Source organism: Companilactobacillus kimchii DSM 13961 = JCM 10707 (assembly GCF_001435445.1).
GTDB classification, from domain to species: Bacteria; Bacillota; Bacilli; order Lactobacillales; family Lactobacillaceae; genus Companilactobacillus; species Companilactobacillus kimchii.
Map to the genome: position 1 here is coordinate 36,207 of NZ_AZDH01000005.1, position 23,498 is coordinate 59,704.

27 protein-coding genes are annotated in these 23,498 nt (G+C 33.7%); 21 read left to right on the forward strand and 6 right to left on the reverse strand.

Annotated elements, in window-relative coordinates; all coding sequences use genetic code 11:
• Nucleotides 1-52 precede the first annotated feature (52 nt).
• From FC97_RS02770 to FC97_RS02780, 3 genes are read right to left on the reverse strand one after another with little or no spacing between them, the layout of a single operon-like run.
• Nucleotides 53-799 (reverse strand): response regulator transcription factor, encoded by a 747-nt coding sequence (locus FC97_RS02770; RefSeq protein ID WP_054642933.1) that lies wholly within the window; start codon nucleotides 797-799, stop codon nucleotides 53-55.
• 3 nt (nucleotides 800-802) lie between these two features.
• Nucleotides 803-2,077 carry an ATP-binding protein gene (locus FC97_RS02775; protein ID WP_056967768.1) on the reverse strand — a complete coding sequence of 425 codons (1,275 nt, stop codon included), beginning with the start codon at nucleotides 2,075-2,077 and terminating at the stop codon, nucleotides 803-805.
• Complete coding sequence (locus FC97_RS02780) at nucleotides 2,064-3,329, reverse strand: GHKL domain-containing protein (RefSeq protein ID WP_220096032.1); 1,266 nt, start codon at nucleotides 3,327-3,329, stop codon at nucleotides 2,064-2,066. The genes FC97_RS02775 and FC97_RS02780 overlap by 14 nt, the downstream gene beginning before the upstream one ends.
• 216 nt (nucleotides 3,330-3,545) lie before the next feature.
• On the opposite strand from FC97_RS02780, the gene FC97_RS02785 reads away from it, so the two are divergent.
• Both FC97_RS02785 and FC97_RS02790 read left to right on the forward strand, forming a co-directional pair.
• Nucleotides 3,546-3,755 (forward strand): hypothetical protein, encoded by a 210-nt coding sequence (locus FC97_RS02785; RefSeq protein WP_054642936.1) that lies wholly within the window; start codon nucleotides 3,546-3,548, stop codon nucleotides 3,753-3,755.
• Between the two features lie 110 nt (nucleotides 3,756-3,865).
• Nucleotides 3,866-4,564: a hypothetical protein gene (locus FC97_RS02790; protein ID WP_143442724.1), complete on the forward strand. Its 699-nt coding sequence runs from the start codon at nucleotides 3,866-3,868 to the stop codon at nucleotides 4,562-4,564.
• Here FC97_RS02790 and FC97_RS02795 read toward each other — a convergent pair.
• The gene (locus FC97_RS02795; protein ID WP_054642938.1) at nucleotides 4,554-5,138 is read right to left on the reverse strand and encodes a hypothetical protein; all 585 of its coding nucleotides are present in this window, start codon (nucleotides 5,136-5,138) and stop codon (nucleotides 4,554-4,556) included. The genes FC97_RS02790 and FC97_RS02795 overlap by 11 nt on opposite strands.
• Before the next feature lie 196 nt (nucleotides 5,139-5,334).
• On the opposite strand from FC97_RS02795, the gene FC97_RS02800 reads away from it, so the two are divergent.
• The 7 genes from FC97_RS02800 to FC97_RS02830 all read left to right on the forward strand — a co-directional run bounded on the left by FC97_RS02800 (nucleotide 5,335) and on the right by FC97_RS02830 (nucleotide 10,148).
• On the forward strand, nucleotides 5,335-5,709 hold the full coding sequence (locus tag FC97_RS02800; protein WP_054642939.1) for a GntR family transcriptional regulator: 375 nt from the start codon (nucleotides 5,335-5,337) through the stop codon (nucleotides 5,707-5,709).
• Nucleotides 5,702-6,409: an ATP-binding cassette domain-containing protein gene (locus tag FC97_RS02805; RefSeq protein ID WP_054642940.1), complete on the forward strand. Its 708-nt coding sequence runs from the start codon at nucleotides 5,702-5,704 to the stop codon at nucleotides 6,407-6,409. The genes FC97_RS02800 and FC97_RS02805 overlap by 8 nt, the downstream gene beginning before the upstream one ends.
• Nucleotides 6,406-7,203: a hypothetical protein gene (locus tag FC97_RS02810; RefSeq protein WP_054642941.1), complete on the forward strand. Its 798-nt coding sequence runs from the start codon at nucleotides 6,406-6,408 to the stop codon at nucleotides 7,201-7,203. Before FC97_RS02805 ends, FC97_RS02810 begins: the two co-directional genes overlap by 4 nt.
• 10 nt (nucleotides 7,204-7,213) lie before the next feature.
• Entirely contained in the window at nucleotides 7,214-7,948 is a 735-nt protein-coding gene (locus tag FC97_RS02815) for a hypothetical protein (protein WP_054642942.1), read from the forward strand.
• Nucleotides 7,949-8,297: 349 nt separating this feature from the next.
• Nucleotides 8,298-8,486, forward strand: coding sequence for a hypothetical protein (locus FC97_RS02820; RefSeq protein WP_143442725.1), 189 nt, complete (start codon nucleotides 8,298-8,300; stop codon nucleotides 8,484-8,486).
• A gap of 168 nt (nucleotides 8,487-8,654) precedes the next feature.
• Nucleotides 8,655-9,212: a hypothetical protein gene (locus FC97_RS02825; protein WP_054642944.1), complete on the forward strand. Its 558-nt coding sequence runs from the start codon at nucleotides 8,655-8,657 to the stop codon at nucleotides 9,210-9,212.
• A gap of 66 nt (nucleotides 9,213-9,278) precedes the next feature.
• Complete coding sequence (locus tag FC97_RS02830; protein WP_054642945.1) at nucleotides 9,279-10,148, forward strand: helix-turn-helix domain-containing protein; 870 nt, start codon at nucleotides 9,279-9,281, stop codon at nucleotides 10,146-10,148.
• A gap of 67 nt (nucleotides 10,149-10,215) precedes the next feature.
• Here FC97_RS02830 and FC97_RS02835 read toward each other — a convergent pair whose 3' ends face one another.
• A complete protein-coding gene (locus FC97_RS02835) occupies nucleotides 10,216-10,497 on the reverse strand; it encodes a LasU family protein (RefSeq protein ID WP_054642946.1) in 282 nt (93 codons plus the stop codon).
• 547 nt (nucleotides 10,498-11,044) lie between these two features.
• On the opposite strand from FC97_RS02835, the gene FC97_RS02840 reads away from it, so the two are divergent.
• Both FC97_RS02840 and FC97_RS02845 read left to right on the forward strand, forming a co-directional pair.
• Complete coding sequence (locus FC97_RS02840) at nucleotides 11,045-11,257, forward strand: helix-turn-helix transcriptional regulator (protein ID WP_054642947.1); 213 nt, start codon at nucleotides 11,045-11,047, stop codon at nucleotides 11,255-11,257.
• Complete coding sequence (locus FC97_RS02845) at nucleotides 11,244-11,699, forward strand: hypothetical protein (protein WP_054642948.1); 456 nt, start codon at nucleotides 11,244-11,246, stop codon at nucleotides 11,697-11,699. The genes FC97_RS02840 and FC97_RS02845 overlap by 14 nt, the downstream gene beginning before the upstream one ends.
• A 72-nt stretch (nucleotides 11,700-11,771) precedes the next feature.
• Here FC97_RS02845 and FC97_RS02850 read toward each other — a convergent pair whose 3' ends face one another.
• Entirely contained in the window at nucleotides 11,772-12,719 is a 948-nt protein-coding gene (locus FC97_RS02850) for a DHH family phosphoesterase (protein WP_054642949.1), read from the reverse strand.
• A 231-nt stretch (nucleotides 12,720-12,950) separates the two neighbouring features.
• Between FC97_RS02850 and FC97_RS02855 the strand changes: the two genes are divergently transcribed.
• The 10 genes from FC97_RS02855 to FC97_RS02900 all read left to right on the forward strand — a co-directional run bounded on the left by FC97_RS02855 (nucleotide 12,951) and on the right by FC97_RS02900 (nucleotide 23,498).
• Nucleotides 12,951-13,703: an ABC transporter ATP-binding protein gene (locus tag FC97_RS02855; RefSeq protein WP_025086267.1), complete on the forward strand. Its 753-nt coding sequence runs from the start codon at nucleotides 12,951-12,953 to the stop codon at nucleotides 13,701-13,703.
• Nucleotides 13,704-13,714: 11 nt separating this feature from the next.
• On the forward strand, nucleotides 13,715-15,505 hold the full coding sequence (locus FC97_RS02860) for an FtsX-like permease family protein (protein ID WP_056967770.1): 1,791 nt from the start codon (nucleotides 13,715-13,717) through the stop codon (nucleotides 15,503-15,505).
• Nucleotides 15,506-15,949: 444 nt separating this feature from the next.
• Entirely contained in the window at nucleotides 15,950-16,687 is a 738-nt protein-coding gene (locus tag FC97_RS02865; protein WP_054642950.1) for an amino acid ABC transporter ATP-binding protein, read from the forward strand.
• Between the two features lie 13 nt (nucleotides 16,688-16,700).
• Nucleotides 16,701-17,531, forward strand: a complete 831-nt coding sequence (locus FC97_RS02870) for a glutamate ABC transporter substrate-binding protein (protein WP_087882340.1) — start codon at nucleotides 16,701-16,703, stop codon at nucleotides 17,529-17,531.
• Entirely contained in the window at nucleotides 17,524-18,162 is a 639-nt protein-coding gene (locus tag FC97_RS02875) for an amino acid ABC transporter permease (RefSeq protein ID WP_054642952.1), read from the forward strand. The genes FC97_RS02870 and FC97_RS02875 overlap by 8 nt, the downstream gene beginning before the upstream one ends.
• 12 nt (nucleotides 18,163-18,174) lie before the next feature.
• Nucleotides 18,175-18,828: an amino acid ABC transporter permease gene (locus tag FC97_RS02880; RefSeq protein ID WP_054642953.1), complete on the forward strand. Its 654-nt coding sequence runs from the start codon at nucleotides 18,175-18,177 to the stop codon at nucleotides 18,826-18,828.
• A 390-nt stretch (nucleotides 18,829-19,218) separates the two neighbouring features.
• Complete coding sequence (gene nhaC, locus FC97_RS02885; RefSeq protein ID WP_054642954.1) at nucleotides 19,219-20,628, forward strand: Na+/H+ antiporter NhaC; 1,410 nt, start codon at nucleotides 19,219-19,221, stop codon at nucleotides 20,626-20,628.
• Between the two features lie 123 nt (nucleotides 20,629-20,751).
• Nucleotides 20,752-21,663: an efflux RND transporter periplasmic adaptor subunit gene (locus tag FC97_RS02890; protein WP_054642955.1), complete on the forward strand. Its 912-nt coding sequence runs from the start codon at nucleotides 20,752-20,754 to the stop codon at nucleotides 21,661-21,663.
• A gap of 12 nt (nucleotides 21,664-21,675) precedes the next feature.
• Nucleotides 21,676-22,350 carry an ABC transporter ATP-binding protein gene (locus FC97_RS02895; protein ID WP_054642956.1) on the forward strand — a complete coding sequence of 225 codons (675 nt, stop codon included), beginning with the start codon at nucleotides 21,676-21,678 and terminating at the stop codon, nucleotides 22,348-22,350.
• Complete coding sequence (locus FC97_RS02900) at nucleotides 22,347-23,498, forward strand: ABC transporter permease (protein WP_056967772.1); 1,152 nt, start codon at nucleotides 22,347-22,349, stop codon at nucleotides 23,496-23,498. The genes FC97_RS02895 and FC97_RS02900 overlap by 4 nt, the downstream gene beginning before the upstream one ends.

Sequence of the window (23,498 nt, forward strand, 5' to 3'; positions counted from 1 at the left end):
ACAAATAAAAAAATATCATGAATGACTGTTAATTTATTCTTGAATTAAAAATTTAGAGAGTTTCCTTGATGAGACTCTTGAGTTTGCGGGATTTTCCGATTGAGAATTTTCTAGTTTCACCGTTAGAAAAGCCGATTTCCCTATTGGCAAAATTGATGTGATGAATATTTTCAAGATTAATGAGACAAGAACGACTGATTTTAAAGAGAAAATCATACTTATTTTCCAAGTCAGCTAATTTCCCATAGAATTCGAATTTTCCGTTAGTTGAAAAGATATTGAGCCGATGAGGAATGTCAGAGGCCTCTACAAAAATAACTTCTGATTTATCTAAATTGTAGACTTGCGTACCGACTTCAAAAGAGAAGCCACGTTTTTGAACGGCTCTAGTTTCATCGATTAATTGTTGAGCATAAGTTAAGGTATCATAGATTTCCTGACGAAAGTTTTCCAGTGGTTGATCTTTTTCAATGAAGTCTATTGCAGCAACTTTTCGTTTCAAAGTTAAAGGTGCCAGTTCATCGTGGGTAGTGACGAAGATGATTTTAGCTTGAACGTCAACCTTGCGAATCTCTTCAGCCAATTGAATACCGTCAATTTTATTCTGTAAGTCGATATCTAAGAAATAGATACCATTTTCAGGGTCCTCTTTTTCAAGATAAGTGAGAACGTCATCAGGATTGTTAGCTATTAATTCGATTTTGAATAAGTCACTGTGAAAAAGGATATAGTTTTTGATCAAAGTATGGAGCTGTTCAAGTTGAGCATCATCATCTTCACAAACAATTATTGGATACATAAGTTAATCCTCCTTGGTAATTAAAATAATATTGAAACGGAACCATTTTTGACTTTGATTGGACTGAATGAACAAATTAGAATATTTTTTCCGAAGTGTTCTGATGTGTAATAATCTATCAAGGTGCTTCTTCTCTTCTATTGCAGTATTGGGTTGATTGGCAATGGAATTATAAATTAGAAAAGCTAGTTGTTGACCTTCTTGGTTGATACTGAGGTAAATCTCGCCATTATTTTGTTTTTGTGTGAAGTAGATAGCGTTATCGATAGCGGTGTCGAGTAGATTGATAAAATCAAAGATATTAATAGGTAAGTCATCTAGTTCTTGATTACAAGTGAAATGGGAAGCAATATCTTTTTGATTGATAGTGTTAATTTTGCTGATCAAAAGGCTCTTCAAATAAGAATTGTGAACATTCTTAATGTCTTGAAATAAATCCATCGACAGATTATTCAAATAACCATCAGAGTAATTTTCCAATTTATCTAAGGCCTGATTCATTGCTATGTTGTCTTGTTCATCAACGACAGTTTTTAAACTGAATAGCAAATTCTTATAATCGTGCTTAAAATGCCGTAATTTTAATTGATCACTTTCTAGTTGATCAGTATAAATTTTGAGATTTTTAACTTGTTCTTCAGCAAATTTGTCTTGGTAGGCCTTGTGATTTCGTAGTCTTCGATAAAGGAAAATTATGATGACGAAAAAAGATTGGATAACGATGAATAATAGAGTTCCTAAAATGAAATAAGGGTAGTTTTTAAAACTTTGAACAAGAATTAGAATAGTAAAAAAGATTAGATAAACGTATCCCAAAATGATGGTTGTAAGTGGTGTTTTCTTATCTAAACGCTTATTTATATTGAAGAAATTGTAAATTAGAATAAAAATAATTGAAACAACGATAATTGATGAATAAATAATAATTAACTGAGGAAAAGAATTGGCATCTAAATTATCAATAGTAACGATAATAGCGAAGATAACCGTGGATATAAAAATGGCTATAATTTTAACAGCTGCGGTAATAATGAAGACATTAAGTAAATAATAATCGATATCTTTAGATTTGCGAAGATAGAAATAGGTGAATATATCTAGTGGCAACTTAGTAAAGGGAATCAAACTTTCTATGATTGTGAACCCAATAATGAAACTAGGATAGAGGATTATTTTTTTCTTATTAGAAAGACGATTTTGATAAAGATTGCTAAAAAGAAAAAAGAAAAGGAACCAGTTGGAAAAGATGGTAAAAAGTTGAGGACTAATGATTGACATATTCAGCACCCCCTAAATCAAGCAGTGTGATGTTGAGATTGAACCAATCATTATTTTTCCGATATTGAACGAATAGATTGGGATATTTCTTTTTAATATCTTGGACGTTGACCATTCCTAGACCGGAGTGGTTCTTTTTGGTGGTGAAACCTTCTTGCATCATAGTTTGAATTTTAGTTTCGGAATGAATTGTGTTGTTGATTAAAAAGGATAATTGTTGTTTTTCTTTGACGATGGCGATTTGAATCTGAGCACCATTTTGTCCTTTAGTAGCTTCGATGGCGTTGTCGATAGAGATACCTAAGAGTCGAACCAGGTCAAAAATATTAATGTCGATATCCTCGATGACATTGCGACATTCAAAGTGACATTTGATATTATCCTGATGAATCAAGGTCAATTTACTGATAAAAAGACTTTTCAAATAAGAATTTTGTACGTTGTTTAAATCTTTGAATAGTTGCATCGAAATATTGTCAAAGTAACCATTGGAGTAAACTTCCAGTTTTTCTAAAGCTTGTTTCATTGCAGTATAATCACCATCACCAGCAACAGATCGAAGTGTCGCGATACCATCTTTGTAACTATGTTCGAATTCACGAAGATGAAGATGATCTTTTTCAAGCTGGTCGGTATACATTTTTAAATTCTTTAGTTGTTCCTTAGTCAGTTCACGTTTATACGCTAGTTGTTGAGTTTGACTAGCTTTACCAAAGAGAACCGCGATAAAAACACATTGGATAATAATGAATGCAAAAACTCCGATAGTTAAATCGGAATAGGCTTTGTTTTCTTGAATAAAGTGCATAAATACGTAAATTGCGGTAAATAGATAAATTAATAAAATGCTGAGAAGAGACGATTGATCAATTTGCCATTTTTCCTCGATATCAAAACGTTTATAAAGAAAGATGAATACTATTGCGGTAATAACTTTAATTAAAAAACTGGCGACTACAAAGAGAAGTATGCCTGAAATTACATGAGTGGAGATCTTATCTGCGATTATCGTGTCGGCTAAAGTTTCATAAATCAAACGTATTAGGGATGATAATAGAAGGGTATTTATTAGAGTTAAATTCCATTTTTTATGATGCCAGAGAACTAGATAGACAAAGGAAAACGTGATTAGATATGAATAATCTTTCAAAAATATTTCTGATAAAAAGGATACTAGAATGAATCCTGGTAAATAATATTTTTTAAAATGAAATAGTGAATAGAAAACGCCATAGAAAATAAGCCATGCCAATAATTTTCCTATAGTGTAGATTATTGTCCCCACCTGTAACACGCCCCCTTTATATCGATATATTAATTATTGCATAATATTTAAAGGAACAATTTTTTTGTCGCGAAACGCATGAAATTCATTCATGAATCAAAACTCCCTGATTCAGGATATTGTTCACACTTGTCATTAAAGTAGTGCTATATTCTGGTCAATTAATTGAGAGGAAGTAATATCATGGGCTTTACGATAGGCAAGTATGTAGTGGGTATTGTGGTAATATTACTTGGTATTTATCAACTTTTTAATTCACGTAAGTATGTTCATGAGATTCAAAAAGACGGCAATAAGACCACTTCTCATTTTGTTGGTTATGCGGTTTGGTCTAGTTTTGTTGTTGGAATATTGATAATAGGTATGGGGATGTCGATATTATCTATGAGATAATTATGGTTAAAAATAGTACGCAACAAAACAATTTCAAGTTGTTTTGTTGCGTATTTTTGTATCTCGAAAAATAGTCTTTTGTTAGCATAAAAAGAAAAAGGATAAACTTTATGCAAAGAGGCTTTCGATTGTTGACGCTGGGTTTGATAGTCTTGGTAACTGGCTGTAGTGAAGGAACAACAGGCAATGACTTGCCTGAGAAAATCAACTTAGAAACTAATTTTAAAACTCGTCTTGAGCAAAAACGATATGACTGGCGGCATCAAGTTGGTCAGGTTCAGATAGTTAAACGGCAATATTTTGAAATTACCGATAATTATAAAGGTATTACTTTAGATCAATTCAAACATCAGAATCGTTATGTAGTGAAAGGAACGGTTTTGAATTTACAAAAAATCAAATGGTTATCGCCACAGCCAGAAACTAAATTAACTTTAAAGGTCGATCAGGTAATTAGTGGTAATAAAGGATTGAAAGGGAAGCAAGTTTATTTGAATTTTCCTGGAGGCTTTGGTCGTGAACGTGATGTTTATGCCCAAACGACTAATCCAGATAATGAAATCTTCTATCAGATTCCTAATGCACCGATACCGGAAATTGGTTCCAAGATTATTTGTGGATTATTAAGTGATGAACATCATACTAATTCGCAGCTGGATCAACTTTATCTTTCGGATGTCGAACATACTTTTTGGGTGAAGAAGAATGGGCAGTATGAACTGAATAATCCGGCTTTTAAAAGAGTTAAGCGTGATTTAGCTATTTTTCAATTAACAAAAAAGTTTAATCGAGACAATATCAGTAAATAAGGTGTTTTGTTTCAGGTGATAAGTCCAGTTCTTCAGAAGGAAAATCATTTAAAAAAATTTTCAATTTACCAATGGTTTCAGCGGGATGATCAACGTAATCGCGTGATAGATTCAAATTAATAATTTGACCATTTTTTAGGAGCAACTTCACTTTTACCGGATAACGTATCATGACCATGAGATTATAAAGAAATCCACCTTCAGTAGCGACAAACAGTGCTGATGAAAGTAAATCATTAGTCATGGGTAATCCAGTAATTTGAATCGACCTAATTAGTTTTTTATCAATTACCTTATAAGTATCCAACTTAGGAATTAGCATGATTAGAAGACGTTTGAACGGATTGCTTTTATCGTTATAACGGATGAATTTATCGCTAGAATCCCAGTAATTAAAGATAGTTGGCAAAATGGTCAGGTAATGACCGATAAAAATTATTCCAAAAATGATAATAGCAATTCTGATACCTAGACTTTTAGAAATGTTGAATCCAAACAGACTGCCACATAATAAGGCCCAAAACAGACTCATCAATAAGGGCCGATAATTTAGTTTTTTTCCAAATTTCAGCATAAGAGATCAGTTCTTTCTAAAACATATCCATACCCAATTTGCCCCAAATTTACCATAATTATTTGATTTAGGTTTCATAAATATAAAGGACATTCTGTATAAGAAATTCGTTAGATAATTTTGCTTTAAATAGTTGCATAGTGGGATATTCTTCGATACTGTATCAGTGTACTAGTACAGCAAGGACGTGTATCTGATGGAATATATCGAAAACATACCAATCTATTTACAAATTAAAGATTACTTAGAAGAAAAGATTATTACAGAGAGTTATTCACTAGGGGAACAAATGCCCTCAGTTAGGCAATTGGCTTTGGAATTGGCAGTGAACTCTAATACAGTTCAGAAGGCTCTCAAAGTAATGATCGAGGAGGGGGTCATTATTACATTACGTGGTAAAGGTAATTTTGTAACTGAGAATGCGGCAGTAGTTGAAGAATTGAAGAATCAAATTGTTAATGAGACCTTTGATTCAACGTACGACAAGCTACATTTGTTAAAAATGAACAATCAGGAAATAACCAATAGTTTTTCAAATTATGTGAAGCAAAAGGAGAAAAAATTTGAGTAATGTATTGAAAATTGAAGAGCTCAATTATAAAAAAGGTGGCAAAAAGATTCTTGAGGATGTCAATTTAAAATTAGATAGTGGCAAAATTATTGGTCTCTTGGGTGAGAATGGCGCTGGTAAAACCACTTTGATGCGAATAATTGCTGGAGTTAATTCTGTTCCAGAAGGCGTTATAACGGTTAATGGTAATACTAAAAAAGTTTCCATTAAAGAAAATGTTAGTTTGAGTGATCATCTTGATGGGTTTAAAGCTACTAACAAAATCAGTGAAATCGTACATTTTTATAGTGCAGTTTATCAAGATTTCTCAATTACAAAGTATGAAGATATTGCTAATTTCTTAGGATTAGACATGACTAAGAAGTTGGCCGCATTGTCTACAGGTACCAGAGGAAAGCTGGTTATTGCTTTGACATTGGCCAGATCAGCTAAATTGTATTTGTTGGATGAACCTTTAAGCGGTATTGATAGTATTTCCCGTAAGAAAATTATTAGCAGTATTATTCGTTGGAAAGACGATGATTCGACCATTATTATTAGTGATCACTATGTTACAGCTATCGCCAGTTTGTTGGATGAAGTAGTGATTATTAAAGATCAAAAAATTAGAGATTTAATTCCAGTTGAGAAAATTCAATCTGACTATCATTTGGGAATTGAAGCATATTATGAAAAAGTTTATCTAGGGGAAATACAATGACAAGAATGCGAACCTTGAATAACCAATTATTCTTTAATCGTTGGAAGATGATTAATTTAGTATTCCTAATTAATTTGATGGCTTTTGGTATCGTTATGTTAATAGATGTGGTATCTAACAAGATGACTTTCAAATTAGTTATGTTTGATAAATGGTATATGTATTATATGTTGCTTACTTTCGTTGCTTACCTTGTCACTTGGGTATTATTGACGAAGGATAACGAGCGAGTACTTTTTAGTAATAAATATCGGATGATTCCAATCACGGAATGGAAATTATATTTCAGTAATATGTTAAGTTCCCTTTTAGCATTGATTTACCTCTGGTTTTTAGAAGGCATAGTTAATACTATTTTTGGTTCCATTCAAGCAAATCATTTTTTAGTTGGTAATGCTTTAACTAGCATTTTATACACGAAAGCATATTATAAGCTACCTAATGTAGATATGACTGTCAGATCCTTTATTATAGGCTTTCTTTCGATTACTTTGGTTTGGAGCATTGTTACATTAGTGCATTTTTTAATCAGTCTAATTTCTGACAAGTTTGCTTTGAAAAAGAAGAGGGTTATTAAATATGTTTTATATTTTTTGATTACCTATATCTGTCTTATGATTTTCAATTCCACAGTGTCAGGTGTCTTCGTTTTAATGTATGGTGATGGTTTCAATGTTTTAGAAAAAATAAACAGTATGTTGCTGACTAGTATCTTTATATTTATCGGTTGGATCGTAGTTTTGACTTTAATAAATGTCTATTTATTAAAGAAACATATTGAGACAGATTACTAGGAGGTCAGTGATGAATAGTGTTTTAGGTGTGAGCAAATATTTAATATGGAATAAATTTAAGTTAATGAGTTTTATTTTGTTAGTTAATATCATTGAGTTGGTTCTACTAGTGCCCTTGGATTGGGGATCAATGTTTTCACAAAATTATCCCTTAGGTAAAGTGATTTTTAGTTCACTAATAGTTTATTTGTTAGGGGCATTATTCTTAATAAGGGAGAATGAACAAGTCTTTCTTAATAGCAAGTACAGTTTGATTCCTGTCACAGAGATAAAAATCTATTTTAGCAATTTGATTACAACCTTTTTAACTTATTTATATTTTTGGATTTTAGAAACGAGTATTTTTTTAACAGCTTTTTGGATTATTGATAATAATAGTTTGATTTTTCATTTGCAAAGTATTGTAAAGATGGGACAAATTGGTTTAATAATTAAAGCTATTACTATGTCCTTACTAGCAATCATATTAATTTGGACCTTGAGTACTTTTGTTCATTTAGTGTCGCAATTGTTACCATTACAAAATCAGAAATTAACTACGATCATTTTTTATTTGTTAGTCGCGGTACTGATCTTTTATATTGGTTACATTAATATATGGAATTTAGATACTATGCGAGTTGATTGGTATATTGAAGTGAAAAATCGTATTTTTGGTAGGACAGTGGAATTTGATTTGTTTGGAATAGTTACCCTTACTGTTCTTAATATAATGATATTGAAAAAGTATAGCTCTATAAAATAATATCCGTTCATGATTAGAAAACCCTACATTGAGGCAATTATTTTATTTTCCGGTAGATAATAAGGTAATATGGACTCAATCTAAGAGAAAGGAAGAAATATATGTGAAGTTCAATAATGATTTTTATAAAAGTAAATATTTTTGGCTAGGTCTAGTTGGAATTTCTTTCACCGCAGGTTTTCCATGGGGTAATGTCTGTTCAGTTCAGGGGATCTTTTACTTAATAATTATTGTTATAGGGGCTACATCAATGATCGGATCGATTTTTAATTTCTCTAGATATTTTTCATAACGACTGTATAACGATAATAAATGCAGTAAAATGGGATTGATGAAAGAAGCTGATTCCATGAATGGAAAAATTATTGGTATTTTAGCAATTTTAATTGGAATTTGGCAAATAGCCATCGCTCAAAAAATGTATCAAGATATCAGAAGAACAGTTAAACAACCTAAACTGACTATCTTTTTTGGAGTGACGGTTTGCCTAATTATCGGCGTTATATTTTTAATGGTTGGTGGATCACTACTGCGATAAGGCAGGTAGAGATATTTAATCATTAGCGTGATGAATCTAAAATGATTCGTCACGTTTTTTTTGTGCTTTGACAACCGATAAGTGCGTGCAAAAAAGCCTAATTCGACAATATAATCTGGGTGTGATCAGGAAGGAATTGGAATTAAATTTTGAAAGAAGGTAATTTCTATGATCAAATTTGGTAAAAGAGTAAATTATAGACCTTTAATGATTAGTTTAGTTTTAAGTTTGTTGCCGGGATTTATAGTTTCAATGATATTAAGTAGAGTTGGTGGCTTGATATTGGGTATTGCTATCTTCCTTATATCATTTATTGGCTATTACTTCAGGATTCTGCCAGTTCTTTTTAATTATTGGGAAGTTGGAAATGGATATGTTCAATATATTGACCTAAATAGTAATTCAGAGCGTTTTAAAGCTTTGTTACTACCATTTTCAATTCACGCGAAGACGATTGATTTTAATTCTATTAAATCGGTAACTATTCAAGGAAATTTATCTGAATCAGAAGAAATGCCGATGGCGATTCCATATAGCGGTTATCTGGCTGTTATTACGGCAGTTCTTTCAATTATCCATAATCCAATCGATATAACTTTTACATTGACCGATGGGACTGCAGTTACTGTTAGTGCTGCACGTGATATGGTTTATGGGAAAGATAAAGCTATCGAAAAGTTAGAGGAGACATTTGATCAAACCAATCATAAAGTTAAATTGATTTAATAAATCGAAGGTCATTCTCGTGTCCTTAATGGTTATAATTTAATTAATGAAAAGGGTGTGGGAGAAGTGGATTTAGCTAAAAATATTGTCAAATACCGTAAAAGAAATAACATGTCGCAAGAACAGTTAGCTGAGGCCTTAAATATTTCTAGACAGTCAATTTCCAAGTGGGAGACAGGTGAAAATTTGCCTAGTATTGATAATCTGATTTCTTTAAGTGGATTGTTGGATATTTCGTTGGATGAGTTGATAACTGGGGAACCGTATCTCCATTTTCCATTCAACTACGGTAAACCCAAGAATCATTGGCCACAGATTATTTTAGTGCTAGTTATGGTTATTTTTACGGCAAGTTTAACTACACTTTTTGGTAGAACTCCGTTAATAAAAGTATTTGATATTATTTTTGGAATCCTAATTTCTTATACTTTTGTGACAAGAATGAGTTTCTATGATTATAAGAGATATTGTAATTATTGGACTTTGCAAAAAAATGGAATTACTTATGCGGTAGACAGTGAAGACGATATTTCTTTTGGAAAAGACTTTCTTATGCCATTGATGGGACTTTTGAATATACGTTCAACTAAATTCATACCTTATAAACGGATTAAGAGTATGGAAATTTATTTAAAATTGTACGGATATAATCCTAGTAAAGAATTGACGTTAATGGGTGGTGCTGGAATTTCGGCAAGTTCCATGGTGGAGCAATTCGAATTGAGGATAACTTTACTGGATGGTAAAAAAGTTAATTTGAATCTCAATCAGTATTATTGGAAAGACAGTAAGGAAAGAAAAATGTTGGGTACGATTGTTACTTTTCTCAAGCGAAAACATTTTGAATTCATTGATAAACAAGGAATTGCTGACCTTTTACGAGATGGTGATGGCAGTTTGACTCAAGAACTTTATGAACAACGAGACGGAAATTAAAAAGAACGCTAATTTTAGCGTTCTTTTTGGTTACCACCATTAATTACCTTTGCATGGTTGGTCCAAATTAGTTATGGCCCATCAAATAAATTGCTAAAACGACGAAGAAAGTAGAGATAATCCCTAAATACCAAATAAGGATTACTTCAGATTTAGGGAATTTATGATGAGTTCTCATGCCAGTACGAACTCCCTCAATCATTAAGGCGACAGGCGAATAGACACAAAGAGCAGTTAAACTAAAAGCAAACATATTGACCCAAGCGTGGCCGGCATTCTTTTGAACAAGGCTGAACAAAAGTGTACCCATTAAAATAATTGTTGGAGCTACTTCAATTGTTTTACGCATAATCGTTTTCCCCCTATAATATCGTTTATCTTTATTAGGCTCTCAATAGATATTTTTAGCAACCGATTTTGAACGAAAAATCAATTTGTTCTATACATCGATTCACATAACCATCAAATAGGTGGTTAAGGACAGAAATAAGATAGAGATTAGGGCTAAATACCAAATGAGACGTAATTCGGAACGCGAAAATAATTTATACTTTTTCACTCGAATGGTTTCTACTATTAAAGCCACGGTTGGATAGATGCATAGTCCTAATAAACTAAAGGCAAAAGGATCAATCCAAGAATTCCCATCGGATCTTTGAATAAAGCTAAAGATTAATATGATAAACAGAATAAAAGTTGGACTAACTTCGATAATATTACGCATGAGGATCGCCCTCTTGAGACAATTCTTCATTTTCACCGCTATTAAGCATCCAGAAATTTTTTTAAGCAAACTATATCGTCTAAAAAATGAATTCGTTTTGTATATTGTTTAAAATGTAAAACATATTATACTAAAAATGTAAAAAGAGTTTGACATTTTTACGGAGAATACAATGAAAAATATAATTAAACAAAAACGAAAAGAATTGAAATTATCACAAGATGAGTTAAGTAAACTAGCAGGTGTGACTAGGCAAACTATTAATGCTATTGAAAATGACAAATACGATCCCTCTTTGAGCTTAGCTTTTCAATTAGCTGCTATTTTACGTATTCGAGTCGATGAATTATTCAGATTTGGAGATGAGCGTGATGACCAATACTAGAAAATATTTTTTCAAGAGAGCCATTTTAGTAACACTTTTAGCGATATTCTTTTTATTATGGCTATTATCCAAAGTGACTTTGAAGCAGGATCTATCACCAGTTTTCTTTATATTGATAATCGTTCTTTTTATTTACCAGCAAAAACGACTGGATAAAGGTGGCAGCACTAATATTTTTAAAATAGCTCGAGATGGTTTTCCCCAAGGGTTAAAACATGATGATGAACGTGAAGCTAAGAATGCTTTAACGGCTAGTTTCTTTAGTCAGCGATTCACGGCCGGTTTCATTGTTTTAGTAATTGGAATCTCATTGATTCTAACGAGTTATAAATTGATTGAAGAAAGTGTCTTCAATATTAATGCCTTTGGCATCTTAGGGACTGCAATATTGATAGTACAAGAGTGGAGTTTCTACTATGAATATAGCCGCTTGGATAAATGAATAAAAAATAAGAACGACTTCGATTAGATATTCCAGGAATAATGAATATCTAATGGAGGTCGTTCTTTTAATTTATACTTTTAGTTCTTTCTTATTAAAATTATCCATATCGTTGATTAGCTTATTAACCTTTTCGATACTGCCAACGTAAACACCACTAGCTAGTGGGTGCCCGCCACCGCCATATTTTTCAGCCATACCATTAATTGAAATTGACTTAGAACGTAAATTGACGCGGAAACGATTCAAATCTTTTTCACTGACAACAATCCAAGTTTTAACTTTATCAATTCGACCAATTAGGGGAACCGCATGATCAAGTTCGCCATCAGCTAAATGAAATTGATCCAAAGTATCCTTACGAATCACAATATAGCCAAAGCCAGAATCGGTTATTTGTAAGTTATCTAGAATGTAGGCTTCCAACCTAGCCACTTGAAGAGACATCTGATCTTCTTGCAAACTTATTTTGGAAATATTGATACCTGTTTTAGCCAATTTAGCAGAAGTGATCAGTGTACGATAGCTTGTCTCACCATTTAAGAAGCGAACAGTATCGCCGATAATTCCTGAATATAGTTTGGCAGCAATTTCTTTGGTGAGTTCAAAATTAGAAATTTCTTCAGTAAAAGAGAAAATCATTTCGGCACAGCTAGAGAAGGTATCATCGACCCAATTCATATCACCAAAGGGATCAACATTGGGATGATGGTCAATTTTAATGATTTCAGCGGCCTGTTTATAGGCGCCATCATTGTCAATCCTTCGCGCATTGGCAGTATCGACTGTAATGACTAAAGCATTTTTGAAAGTAGAATCAGGAATATCTTTCATTTTACCAATCCAATTCAGGACTGGTAAATCGATTCCTGTGACGTAAATCTTTTTTTGAGGGAAGACTTCATGAAGAATGGCAGCTAGGCCAGTTTGTGAGCCGATCGCATCTGGATCTGGATTGCGATGTCTGAGAATAATAATTGTATTATACTGTTCAACCTTTTTTAAAATGTCATCAATCATAAGACTACACCCCAACGATTATTAAATTAATTATGAATCAAACTTACCTAAAATTAACCTTTAATCATTAGGTAAGTCAATAAAAAGCTCTAAATAAAAGAATATCCTAAAAGATACTATAGCACTTAGTCTAACAACGACTTACAAAAATGTAAGGAAATGTAAGAAGAATCGCACGACCCAAATTGCTTGAGCAGTTATGATAGATATATCAAATGGAGGGAAGAACAAATGCAAAAAATTGTCGATGTACAAAACGTTGAAAAGATTTATGGAAAAGCTGGAGAAAAACAATTCAAAGCTTTGTCCGATGTTAATTTTGAAGTTAAGCCTGGCGAATTCGTAGGAATTATGGGCGCTTCAGGTTCAGGTAAAACAACACTTTTAAATATCCTATCTACATTGGATACACCAACAAGTGGTCAAGTTGAGATTGCTGGTGAAGATATTACTAAGTTGAATAATAATCAAATGGCCGATTTCCGTGCCAATAAGATTGGTTTCATTTTCCAAGATTTTAACTTGCTAGAAAATTTAACAGCTTATGAAAATATTGCTTTACCATTAGCATTACAAAATACAGCTGCTAAAAAAATTAAACCAGCTGTTCAAAGTATTGCTGAAAAATTAGGTTTAACTGATATTTTAAATCATTATCCGACTGAATTATCAGGTGGTCAAAAACAAAGAGTTGCGGCTGCTCGTGCTTTGGTTCATGAACCATCAATTGTCTTTGGTGACGAACCTACAGGTGCTTTGGATTCTAAGAGTGCGCGTGCCTTGTTAGACACTTTGACTAAGATCAATCGTGAAGATAATGTATCGATTCTTTTAGTAACACATGATCCATTTTCAGCTAGTTTCTGTGATCGTATTTTATTCATCAAAGATGGTGAAATTGGTCAAGAATTAAAGAAGGAAGAAAATTCACGTGCTGAATTTTATCAAGAGATCCTAGATTCATTAGGAACATTTGCAGAATAGGGGAGGAAAATATGTTAAACAAATTAGCTTTGAGCGGAATTAAGCATCGTCTCCGCGACTATACCGTTTTATTTTCGGGCTTGATGATTGCATCAGCTATCTTCTATATGTTTATGTCTCTAGCAACTAATCAGGCCTTTCTAAGTTCCAATTCTCCAGCCGCTGCTACTAGTTTTATCTTCGGCTTTGGGATTGTTTTACTAGCAATTATTACGATCGTTTATGTTAATTACGCCAATACTTTCTTGTTGAGTATGCGTCAAAAAGAGTACGGGATGTTTATGATGCTTGGTGCCAAGAGTAGTAAGATTTCGCGTATGATTTTTGTTGAAACATTTGCTATCGGTGCTATTTCAACATTGATTGGTTCAGCGATTGGCGTTTTAGCTACAGGTTTTGTGGGTCGTTGGTTAATTAACTTACTAGACATGAAAGTTAAACATTTTAGCAGTTTCTATTTACCAGCTTTACTTTGGACATTATTGTTCTTTATCGTAATTTTCATGTTCTCCGCTATTAGAAATTCAGTATCTCTACGTCGTACCAAAGTTCTAACTTTATTAAATCGTGACAGTCAACCAGTTAAAATCAAACGTAACGGCGTTATGAAAGCAGTCCAAGCTTTACTTGGTTTGATCTTGCTTGCGGTTGGTTACTTCACAATGTACTTTTCTGGTCATAATCCTGGCTTTATCTATCTGGGCATTCCAATTGCCTTGGTAACAATTGTTGCCGGTACTTACTTCACAATCAATGCTTTCGTAACAGCTATTATTGTCATGTTGAAGAGGAACACCAAGTATTCACAAAAGGGTTTAAATAATTTTACTCTTTCACAGTTAAGTTTTCGTATTAATGATTACACTAAGATTCTTTCAATGGTTTCAATCATGTTTGCTTTAGCTTTAGGTGCTATTACTGTTGGTTTAGGTTTCAACAACCAAATTGATAACGTCGTAAATGGTCAAAACTATTATGATGTTCAAGTGACGAACCCTAATGCTACCCAAGAGAAGAATATCAAACAATTGAGCATTCAGAAAAAAGATACTTATAATTTTAAATCTGATGGTAAAGCTGTTTATTATCGCAACAGTCAATTTAAGAGTCAACCAATTGGTTATGCCAATATGAATGTTGATACGATGGTATTTAAATTAAAGAAGTCTTCAGATCCAGCTAAGAATTCAAACGCAGCTTATGAGTTAATGAATACACGTCTTCCTAAATATAGGACTATGGAAGCTAAATTTGTTAGTGATACTGAATACGCTGCTGTTAAAGGGCAAGAATCAACAACCGTATTGATTAGAACTACTTCGTTTAAGAATAATTTACCAATGATCAAACAAATTTCAAAAGATGAAATTAAACGTTTCCCAGAACTTAAAAATGCTGGTGGCGATAAGTACTCTGCTTATACACTAGTTAATGGTTTCTTCTCTGGACTAGAATTCATGGGCTTCTTCCTAGGAATTGCTTTCTTGGCTATGTTGGCTAGTTGCTTGATGTTCAAGATTCTTTCAGGAGCTAATGGAGACGTTAAACGTTACAGCATGCTTTACAAGATTGGTACGAGACAAAAAGTCTTACGCAGTACAATCAATAAAGAAATTGGTGTGCTATTCTCAGTTCCTGCTATCTTGGGTATTATCCATGTATTAATTGGCTTACAGCTATTTGTTAAGCTTTTGTATAAACCTTATACAAATATTGAGATACCATTCGCAATTTTCTTAGTTTTATATTTAGGCTACTATTTCTTAACGAGATATCTTTATAAGAAGATCGTTCTTAAATAACAGTTTCGGTTCCTTCCGGGGAACTGCGATCGACGGGTATTCACCTATCGATCGCAGCTTTCCGGAAACGGAAAGCACTTCCCCCAATAAATAATTTCAATTGTTAGATTCGTCTAACGACCTTAATAAAGTAGAGTAGGGATCACTCAACAAATCCTCAAATCTACAATTCAAAATAGCAAAATCACGATGATGATTTTGCTATTTTTTTGCGAATTTAGCTCAAAAATGGTTTGTTCGAAAAAAAAATATTCAAAACATTTTATTAAAATTATAGTTATGATAACATTAATCTAATAGCATTTTGAGGCTATATTTCAAGAGACATATTGTCCAATAATAATTTCACAAAAGAAATATTAGTTGCCAAAATCATAAATACACATTAAAATTTTCTTAATAAACAAAAAGAAAATTTAACAATAAGGAAAGGGGAACTAAATTATGTCAATGATTGAATTCCGCGATGTGCAAAAATATTATGGAAATTTCCATGCATTGAAAGATATCAATTTAAAAATTGATAAGGGGGAAACCGTTGTATTAGTTGGTCCCTCTGGATCAGGTAAAAGTACACTGGCTCGTACAGTCAATGGTCTAGAAACAATTCAAGAAGGACAATTGATCGTCAATGGCCGTGATATTTCCGACAAGAAGACTGATATTAATCGAATTAGAAAAGATGTAGGGATGGTTTTCCAACATTTCAATCTTTACGCTAACAAAGACGTACTAGAAAATGTCATGCTCGCTCCAAGAACGGTTTTGAAGCTTAGTGAAGAAGAGAATAAGAAAACAGCTATGGCTTTATTAGATCAAGTTGGATTAGCTGATAAAGCTCACAACATGCCATCACAGATCTCTGGTGGTCAGAAACAGCGTGTAGCAATTGCCAGATCACTAGCTATGAAGCCTCGTTGCATGTTGTTTGATGAACCAACAAGTGCCCTAGATCCAGAAATGATTGATGATGTATTAGGTGTTATCAAATATGTTACTAGCCAAAGTGATATGACATCATTAATCGTTACTCACGAAATGGGCTTCGCCCAAGAAGTTGCGAACCGCGTTATCTTTATGGATAATGGACAGATTCTTGAAGATGATCCAACAGATATTTTCTTCAAACAACCAACTAATGACCGTGCTAAGCAGTTCTTGAGTAAAATCATTCAACATTAAGGAGGAATTGATGATGAAACGTCTAAAATATTTAACTCTAATTTTCACCTCATTGCTCCTAGCGTTGGTTTTAAGTGGTTGTGGTTCTAAGCCATTGTCAGATCAAAACGTTTTGACTAATGCTAAAGAAAGTAAAACCATTACTTGGGGTGTTAAAGCCGATACAAGATTGATTGGTTTAATTGATGTAAAAGATGGCAAGGAAAAGGGATTTGAGATAGATTTAGCTAAAGCCATTACTAAGAAAATGTTAGGTAAAGATGCTAAGGCAAAGTTTGTTACAGTTACTTCTCAATCGAGAATTCCACTGTTGAAGAATGGTAATATCGATGCCATCATCGCTACAATGACTATAACGCCAGAAAGACAAAAAACAATTGATTTTTCTGATTCATATTTTGATGCGGGACAGTCAATTCTAGTTAAAGAAAATTCACCAATTAAAAAAGTAGAAGATTTAAATGATAAGACCATTATTGGTGTGGTTGGTTCTAATTCAGTTGAAAATGTTAAGAAATTCGCTCCTAAAGCTCGAGTATTACAGTTACCCGATTATGCTCAGGCTTTGACCGCCTTGAAATCAGGTCAGGGGGATGCTTTGACAACCGATAACGTTATCTTAGCTGGTATGGCTGTGAATAATCCTGGTTATGTTCTAAGAGGTAAGGCTTTTACTACAGAACCATACGGTATTGGTGTCAATAAAGGTCAAAAGGATTTTAGAGAGGCAATCAATAAAGCCTTGAGTGAAGTAGAAAAAGATGGTACTTACAACAAACTGATCATGAAATGGTTTGGTAATGTACCTGGATTCAATTACAAGGAGGTGCTACGTCATGATTAATCTTTTAACTCATAATTGGAACTCCTTTATTACTGGATTTGGTTGGACTGTTTTATCCAGTGTTTTGGCATTGTTCTTCAGTTTAATTATTGGTTCCTTAGTAGCCATCCTTGAGGTGCTTCCCAATAAATTTTTCAGAATTATAGGAAAAATTTATGTGGAGATCTTCCGTAATATTCCATTGTTAGTTATCACAATGTTTTTCTACCTAGTTATCCCGCTTTACGTAGTCAAAATTAATGGTTTTACAGCAGGGACAATTGGACTGACAATTTATACATCCGCCTTCATTGCCGAAACAGTTAGAGCTGGTATCAATTCAGTTGATATCGGTCAGATGGAAGCCGCCCGTTCACAAGGAATGACTTTCTGGCAAGCTATGCGTTATATCGTTTTACCACAGGCTTTTAAATTAGTTATTCCACCGTTGGGTAATCAATTTGTTAACTTGGTTAAGAACTCTTCAGTTTTAGCTTTCGTGGCCGGATTTGATTTGATGTATCAAGGAAATGCGATTGCATCGCAGACATTCGATACAGTTAATACTTATTTGATTGTTGGTTTATTCTACTTGATTATCACTTTACCAATTAGTTACTACATGCAATATCTCGAAAGAAAACTAGCTTAGGAGGAGAATATTATGCAAAATTGGATGAATGCTTATTCATGGGTCAACATCAGATTTCTTCTCCAAGGTTTGGAAATCACGATTTTGATCTCCGTTATATCGGTGTTACTCAGTTTTATTATCGGTTCAGTCTTAGGAATTATCCGTTATTCCAAAATTCGTTATGTTTCCAAAATTGTTGGAGTGATTATAGATGTAATTCGTAATTTGCCATTGCTATTGATCATCTTCTTCGTTTACTTTGGTTTACCAGCTTTCGGATTCAAACCAGATACGATTCCAGCTGCTATTTTAGCAATGACAGTCTTTGAATCGATGATGATCGCTGAAATTATCAGATCGGGAATTATGGCAGTTGATATCGGTCAGATGGAAGCATCTCGATCAATGGGAATGACTTATATTCAAGCAATGTGGCATGTTGTTTTACCACAGGCTTATAAGAAAATGATTCCAGCAATGGTTAGTCAGTTTATCTCTTTGATCAAGGATACTTCTTTGGCAACTATCATTGTGGTGCCAGAATTGATGCAACATGGGCAAGTAGTTTACGGACAAAATCCAAATTACATTATCCCTGTCTTTGTCATGATGGCTCTGATGTACTTCGTAGTCTGTTATGCCCTGTCCCTATTATCAAAATATATTGATCATAAAATGGCTTAAAATAATTTATCAGTTGACAGAATAAAAAAAGCCGTTTATAGTGAGTGTCAATCAAATAAACAAATATAAGTGTCTGAATCAAGTAGTGATGTATCTGGGCGTAAGAAAGCCGGTGGTTGATGCGAACCGGTCAGGATGCATTTATGAAATACCAGACATGACTTGGTTTTCCAAGCGGAAAAAGAGATCCGTTATTCTCAAGAGTGGAGAGGTGTTTTTTGAATACTTCTCAAGCTGGGTGGTACCACGGTAAATCGTCCCTGTTGCATTGTTGCAGCAGGGACTTTTTTTATACCAAGGGGTAAGTAAAATGATGATAAATACATGCGGGGGCAATCCTCGATATTAATTCTTCAAGAAAATCAGAACAAAAATTTGGAGGAATTAATTATGAGTAAAAAGAGTATAAATTTTAAAGAAGCCATCATCATGTTGGCAGTAATGTTAATTATTTTAGGGGTAGGGGTTATCAAATTTGGCCTTTCACCACAGACACCTGTCCTAGTAGTAATTGGATTGTTAGTTTTATGGGCCAAGCTTCGTGGCAGTAGTTGGGATGATATTTCTGATGGGATTGTCAGCGGAGTTAAAAATGGTATCATACCAATCTTTATCTTTATTCTGATTGGTGCATTGATTGGTACATGGATTGCAGCTGGAATTATTCCATCAATGATGGTAGCTGGTTTCCATATGATTTCTGTTCGTTGGTTTATTCCATCGGTATTTCTAGTTTGTGCATTAATTGGTACTTCGATTGGTAGTGCCTTTACAATTATTTCAACAATTGGAATCGCACTTTTCGGTATGGGACAAACTTTAGGTATGAATCCAGCTTTGGTAGCCGGAGCCATCATTTCTGGAGCAATCTTTGGTGATAAGACTTCACCACTTTCAGATTCAACTAATTTGGCCGCCGCCATTGCCGAAGATGATTTATTCGCTCACATTAAGAATTTAATGTGGACCACGATTCCTGCATTCATTATTTCTTTGATACTGTACGCTGTGATTGGTAACAGCGGTACTAAAGCCGGTATGGGTAAAATCAATACAACTCTAAATGTTTTAAATAGTAATTTCGTGATTTCATGGTGGGCTATTCTACCAATTGCATTGTTATTCATCTGTGCGATTATGAAAATTCCAGCTATTGCTACTTTAATTTTGAATGTTACCGTAACGGTAGGAATGATTTTCATTGAAAAACCAAATACACCAGTTAAAGACATTGCCGGTTTTATCGAAAATGGTTTCGTATCTAAGACAGGAAACACCAGCGTTGATGCTCTATTAACTCGTGGAGGAATTACTTCCATGATGGGTACAGTCTCATTGATTTTCTTAACATTGTCCTTAGGTGGACTATTAATGAAGTTTGACGTTATTCAAACAGCCATGGAACCATTAGCCCAACGTCTTAAGACACCAGGATCAGTCGTAACAGCAACAATCCTTTCCGGAATTGGCGTTAATATTTTCGTTGGTGAACAATACTTATCAGTTATTTTGCCTGGTAAAGCTTTCAAAACAACCTTTAATAAACGAGGCTTAGATAATTTAGCTTTAAGCCGTGTACTAGAAGATGGTGGTACTGTAATTAACTACTTGATACCATGGGGTGTTGCCGGAGCCTTTGCTGCCAATACTTTAGGCGTACCAACATTATCATTCTTACCATTCTGTTTCTTCAGTCTACTTTCACCGGTTCTTTCTATTATTAGTGGATTCACAGGAATTGGATTAAGAAAACTTCCAGAGACTGATAAGGCGAGCAGTGACAAAGTAGTTACAGCTTAATTAATATAAAAAAATAGAGCAGAAATGCTCTATTTTTTTGTTCTTTGATTTGACAGAATGCCAATTAATCGTAAGCTTAAGACTGTTAAGCTTAGAAAGACAAGCAAATTTAGGGAGATTATTATGAAGAAAATTAAAATAGCTATTTGGGGAATCAACGTTGTTTTAATTGCAATTATTCTTTTTCTAGTTTTGGGAAACGGCTTCAAGAATAATGACAATAAAAATGATTACAGTACTTATACTGTTCAGCGTGATAATACTAATTATTTCAATGGTATTGTCCAAGAAACGGACAAAAAGGTAGTTAGCGACGAACCTAAGTCAGAAGACGAAACTTTAGTTGCAACGCGTGTTACGAACGGTCAGCACGTAACTAAAGGTCAGGTACTATTTAGCTTTTACAAAGATATGAGTAGTGATATCAGTAGTGTTAATGCTGAGATCCATCAAGCACAATTAGCCATTCAAGAGTACAATTCGTCAGATAAAAAAACGGATGATCAGATTGAATTGAGTAAGAATCAAGAGATGTTATCAGAGGCCCAGGCTAAATTGACTAAGCTTAATCAAGCACAAAATCGCCAAGTGACTGCACCGATTGATGGTACTTACTATAAGGATGATACTGGACGTGAGTTCATTTACGGTGCTCCAGTTATTCAAGGTAATGTTAACGAATATAGTCTAGATAAAATTAAAGTCGGCGACAATGTAACAGTAGTTGAGAATGATGGAACTAAGATTTCAGGAAATTATGAACAGAAGGATAGTATTCCTTACAGTACACATAACGTTTCCTACTATCATTTCCGCGTTTCAACAGAAGAGAAATTACCATATGGGATGCACGTTCAATTAAAGACTGAATCAGATGGCTACAAGATTCCAGAGAGTGCTGTTTGGTCAGGTGATACGGTTTATCTTTTGAAGAATGATAAGAAACATAAACGTATTCTTACTATGACGAAAAAAGGCCACTATTACTATGTAATGGATGGAATTAAAACTGGCGACAAATTAGTTTTGAAATAGGACGGTGGAGTAATGCTAAAAGTTACTAATATAGGTAAAACTTATGGCAAATTCACTGCTCTAAAAAATATCAATCTGGAAGTAGCCGATGGAGAATTCTTAGCTATCATGGGCCCTTCTGGATCAGGTAAGTCAACTTTGATCAATATCTTAGGATTATTGGATCAAAGTTATACTGGTGAATATTTGCTGAAAAATAAAAATTATAAAACGGTCAGTGATAACTTTCTGTCACGTATTCGAGGTGACCAATTAGGATTCGTTTTTCAGAATTTTAAATTGTTGACGACTTATAATGTTTACGAAAATATTGAAATACCGCTTATTTATAGTAAGAAGGAACAAAATAATAAGCGTGAATTAGTTGAAGATGTGATTGAAAAAGTTGGTTTGAAGGGAAAAGAGAAGAATCGTCCCTCTGAATTATCTGGTGGTCAACAACAAAGAGTTGCGATTGCTAGAGCGATTGTCAATCATCCTAATTTAGTAATTGCGGATGAGCCAACTGGTGCCTTGGATTCAAAGACTAGTAAGGAAATCATGGATATCTTTACTAAACTTAATCAAGATGGCACAACGATTATCATGGTAACTCACGATAGTGAAGTGGCTGAATATGCTATGAGAACTGTATATATCCGTGATGGTCGTCTATATAACGATGAAAAGAGCGTGAAAAAATCATGACAGATAAAATTTTGATCGCTTTTAAGTCTATTGGGAAGAATAAGAATCGTAATTTTCTAACCATGTTAGGAATCATCATTGGAATTGCTAGTGTTATTTGTATTTTGGCAATTGGAGATGGTTTTGCGCATACTGTGACTAAAGGGATGGGTAATCACAATACTCGTAACAAAGTCGTTATTATGTATCAACCAACTACCGAAGATAATACTGACGGGGGATTCACTAATAATGATGAAGCCGTTTTGGAAAAGATTCCTGGGGTTGAGCACGTTAAGCTGACTAGTAGTGTAGTTGAAGCTGGTGCCAAAGCTCAATATAAAACTAAGAACGTAACAATGAGTTTGAACAAGCAACCAAAGCATTTGAAATTAGTTAAGGGTAATTATTTTCAAATGAGTGGAGCCTCAAATGGAGTTTATATTTCAGAAGATTTAGCTCATAAACTGTTTAAAAAGAATGTGCTAAATCGTTTGATTTCAATTGATGGTACGGTTTTTGTTGTTCAAGGGATTTATCATATCAGTGATATAAATTATCGCCCAGATGCTTATGTTTCTAAGACGGTCTTTAAACAACTTTTTGCTAATCAAATTTCTAAAGATGAAGCTCGTTTATCAGTTGGACCTAAAGCTAATAAAAAGTGGATTGGTAAAAGAGCAGTTAAACAGATGAAGAAGATGGGTGAACAAAAGAATATCGGTACTTATGAAGTTTCTAATCCAGATCAAGTAAGTAAACAATTTACGAAAATCTTAAATGATATTACTTATTTCATCGCCTTTATTGCTGGGATATCATTGTTAATCGCTGGTATTGGGGTTATGAATGTGATGTACATAACGGTATCAGAACGCCGTAAAGAAATCGGAATTCGTCGAGCTTTCGGTGCTACTTCGAATGATATAAGAAATCAATTTTTGATTGAAAGTGTTGTTTTATGTGTAATTGGGGGAGTTATCGGGATTATTTTCGGATACTTATTAGTAGCGATTATTAATGCCTTCTTACCATTCAAGGCCGTTATAACGGCGTATGCATTGATTCTTTCCTTGTCAGTTTCGACTGCAGTTGGATTGATTTTCGGATTTATTCCATCAAATAAAGCTGCCAAATCAGAATTAGTAGGACTCTTGAAAGAAGAATAG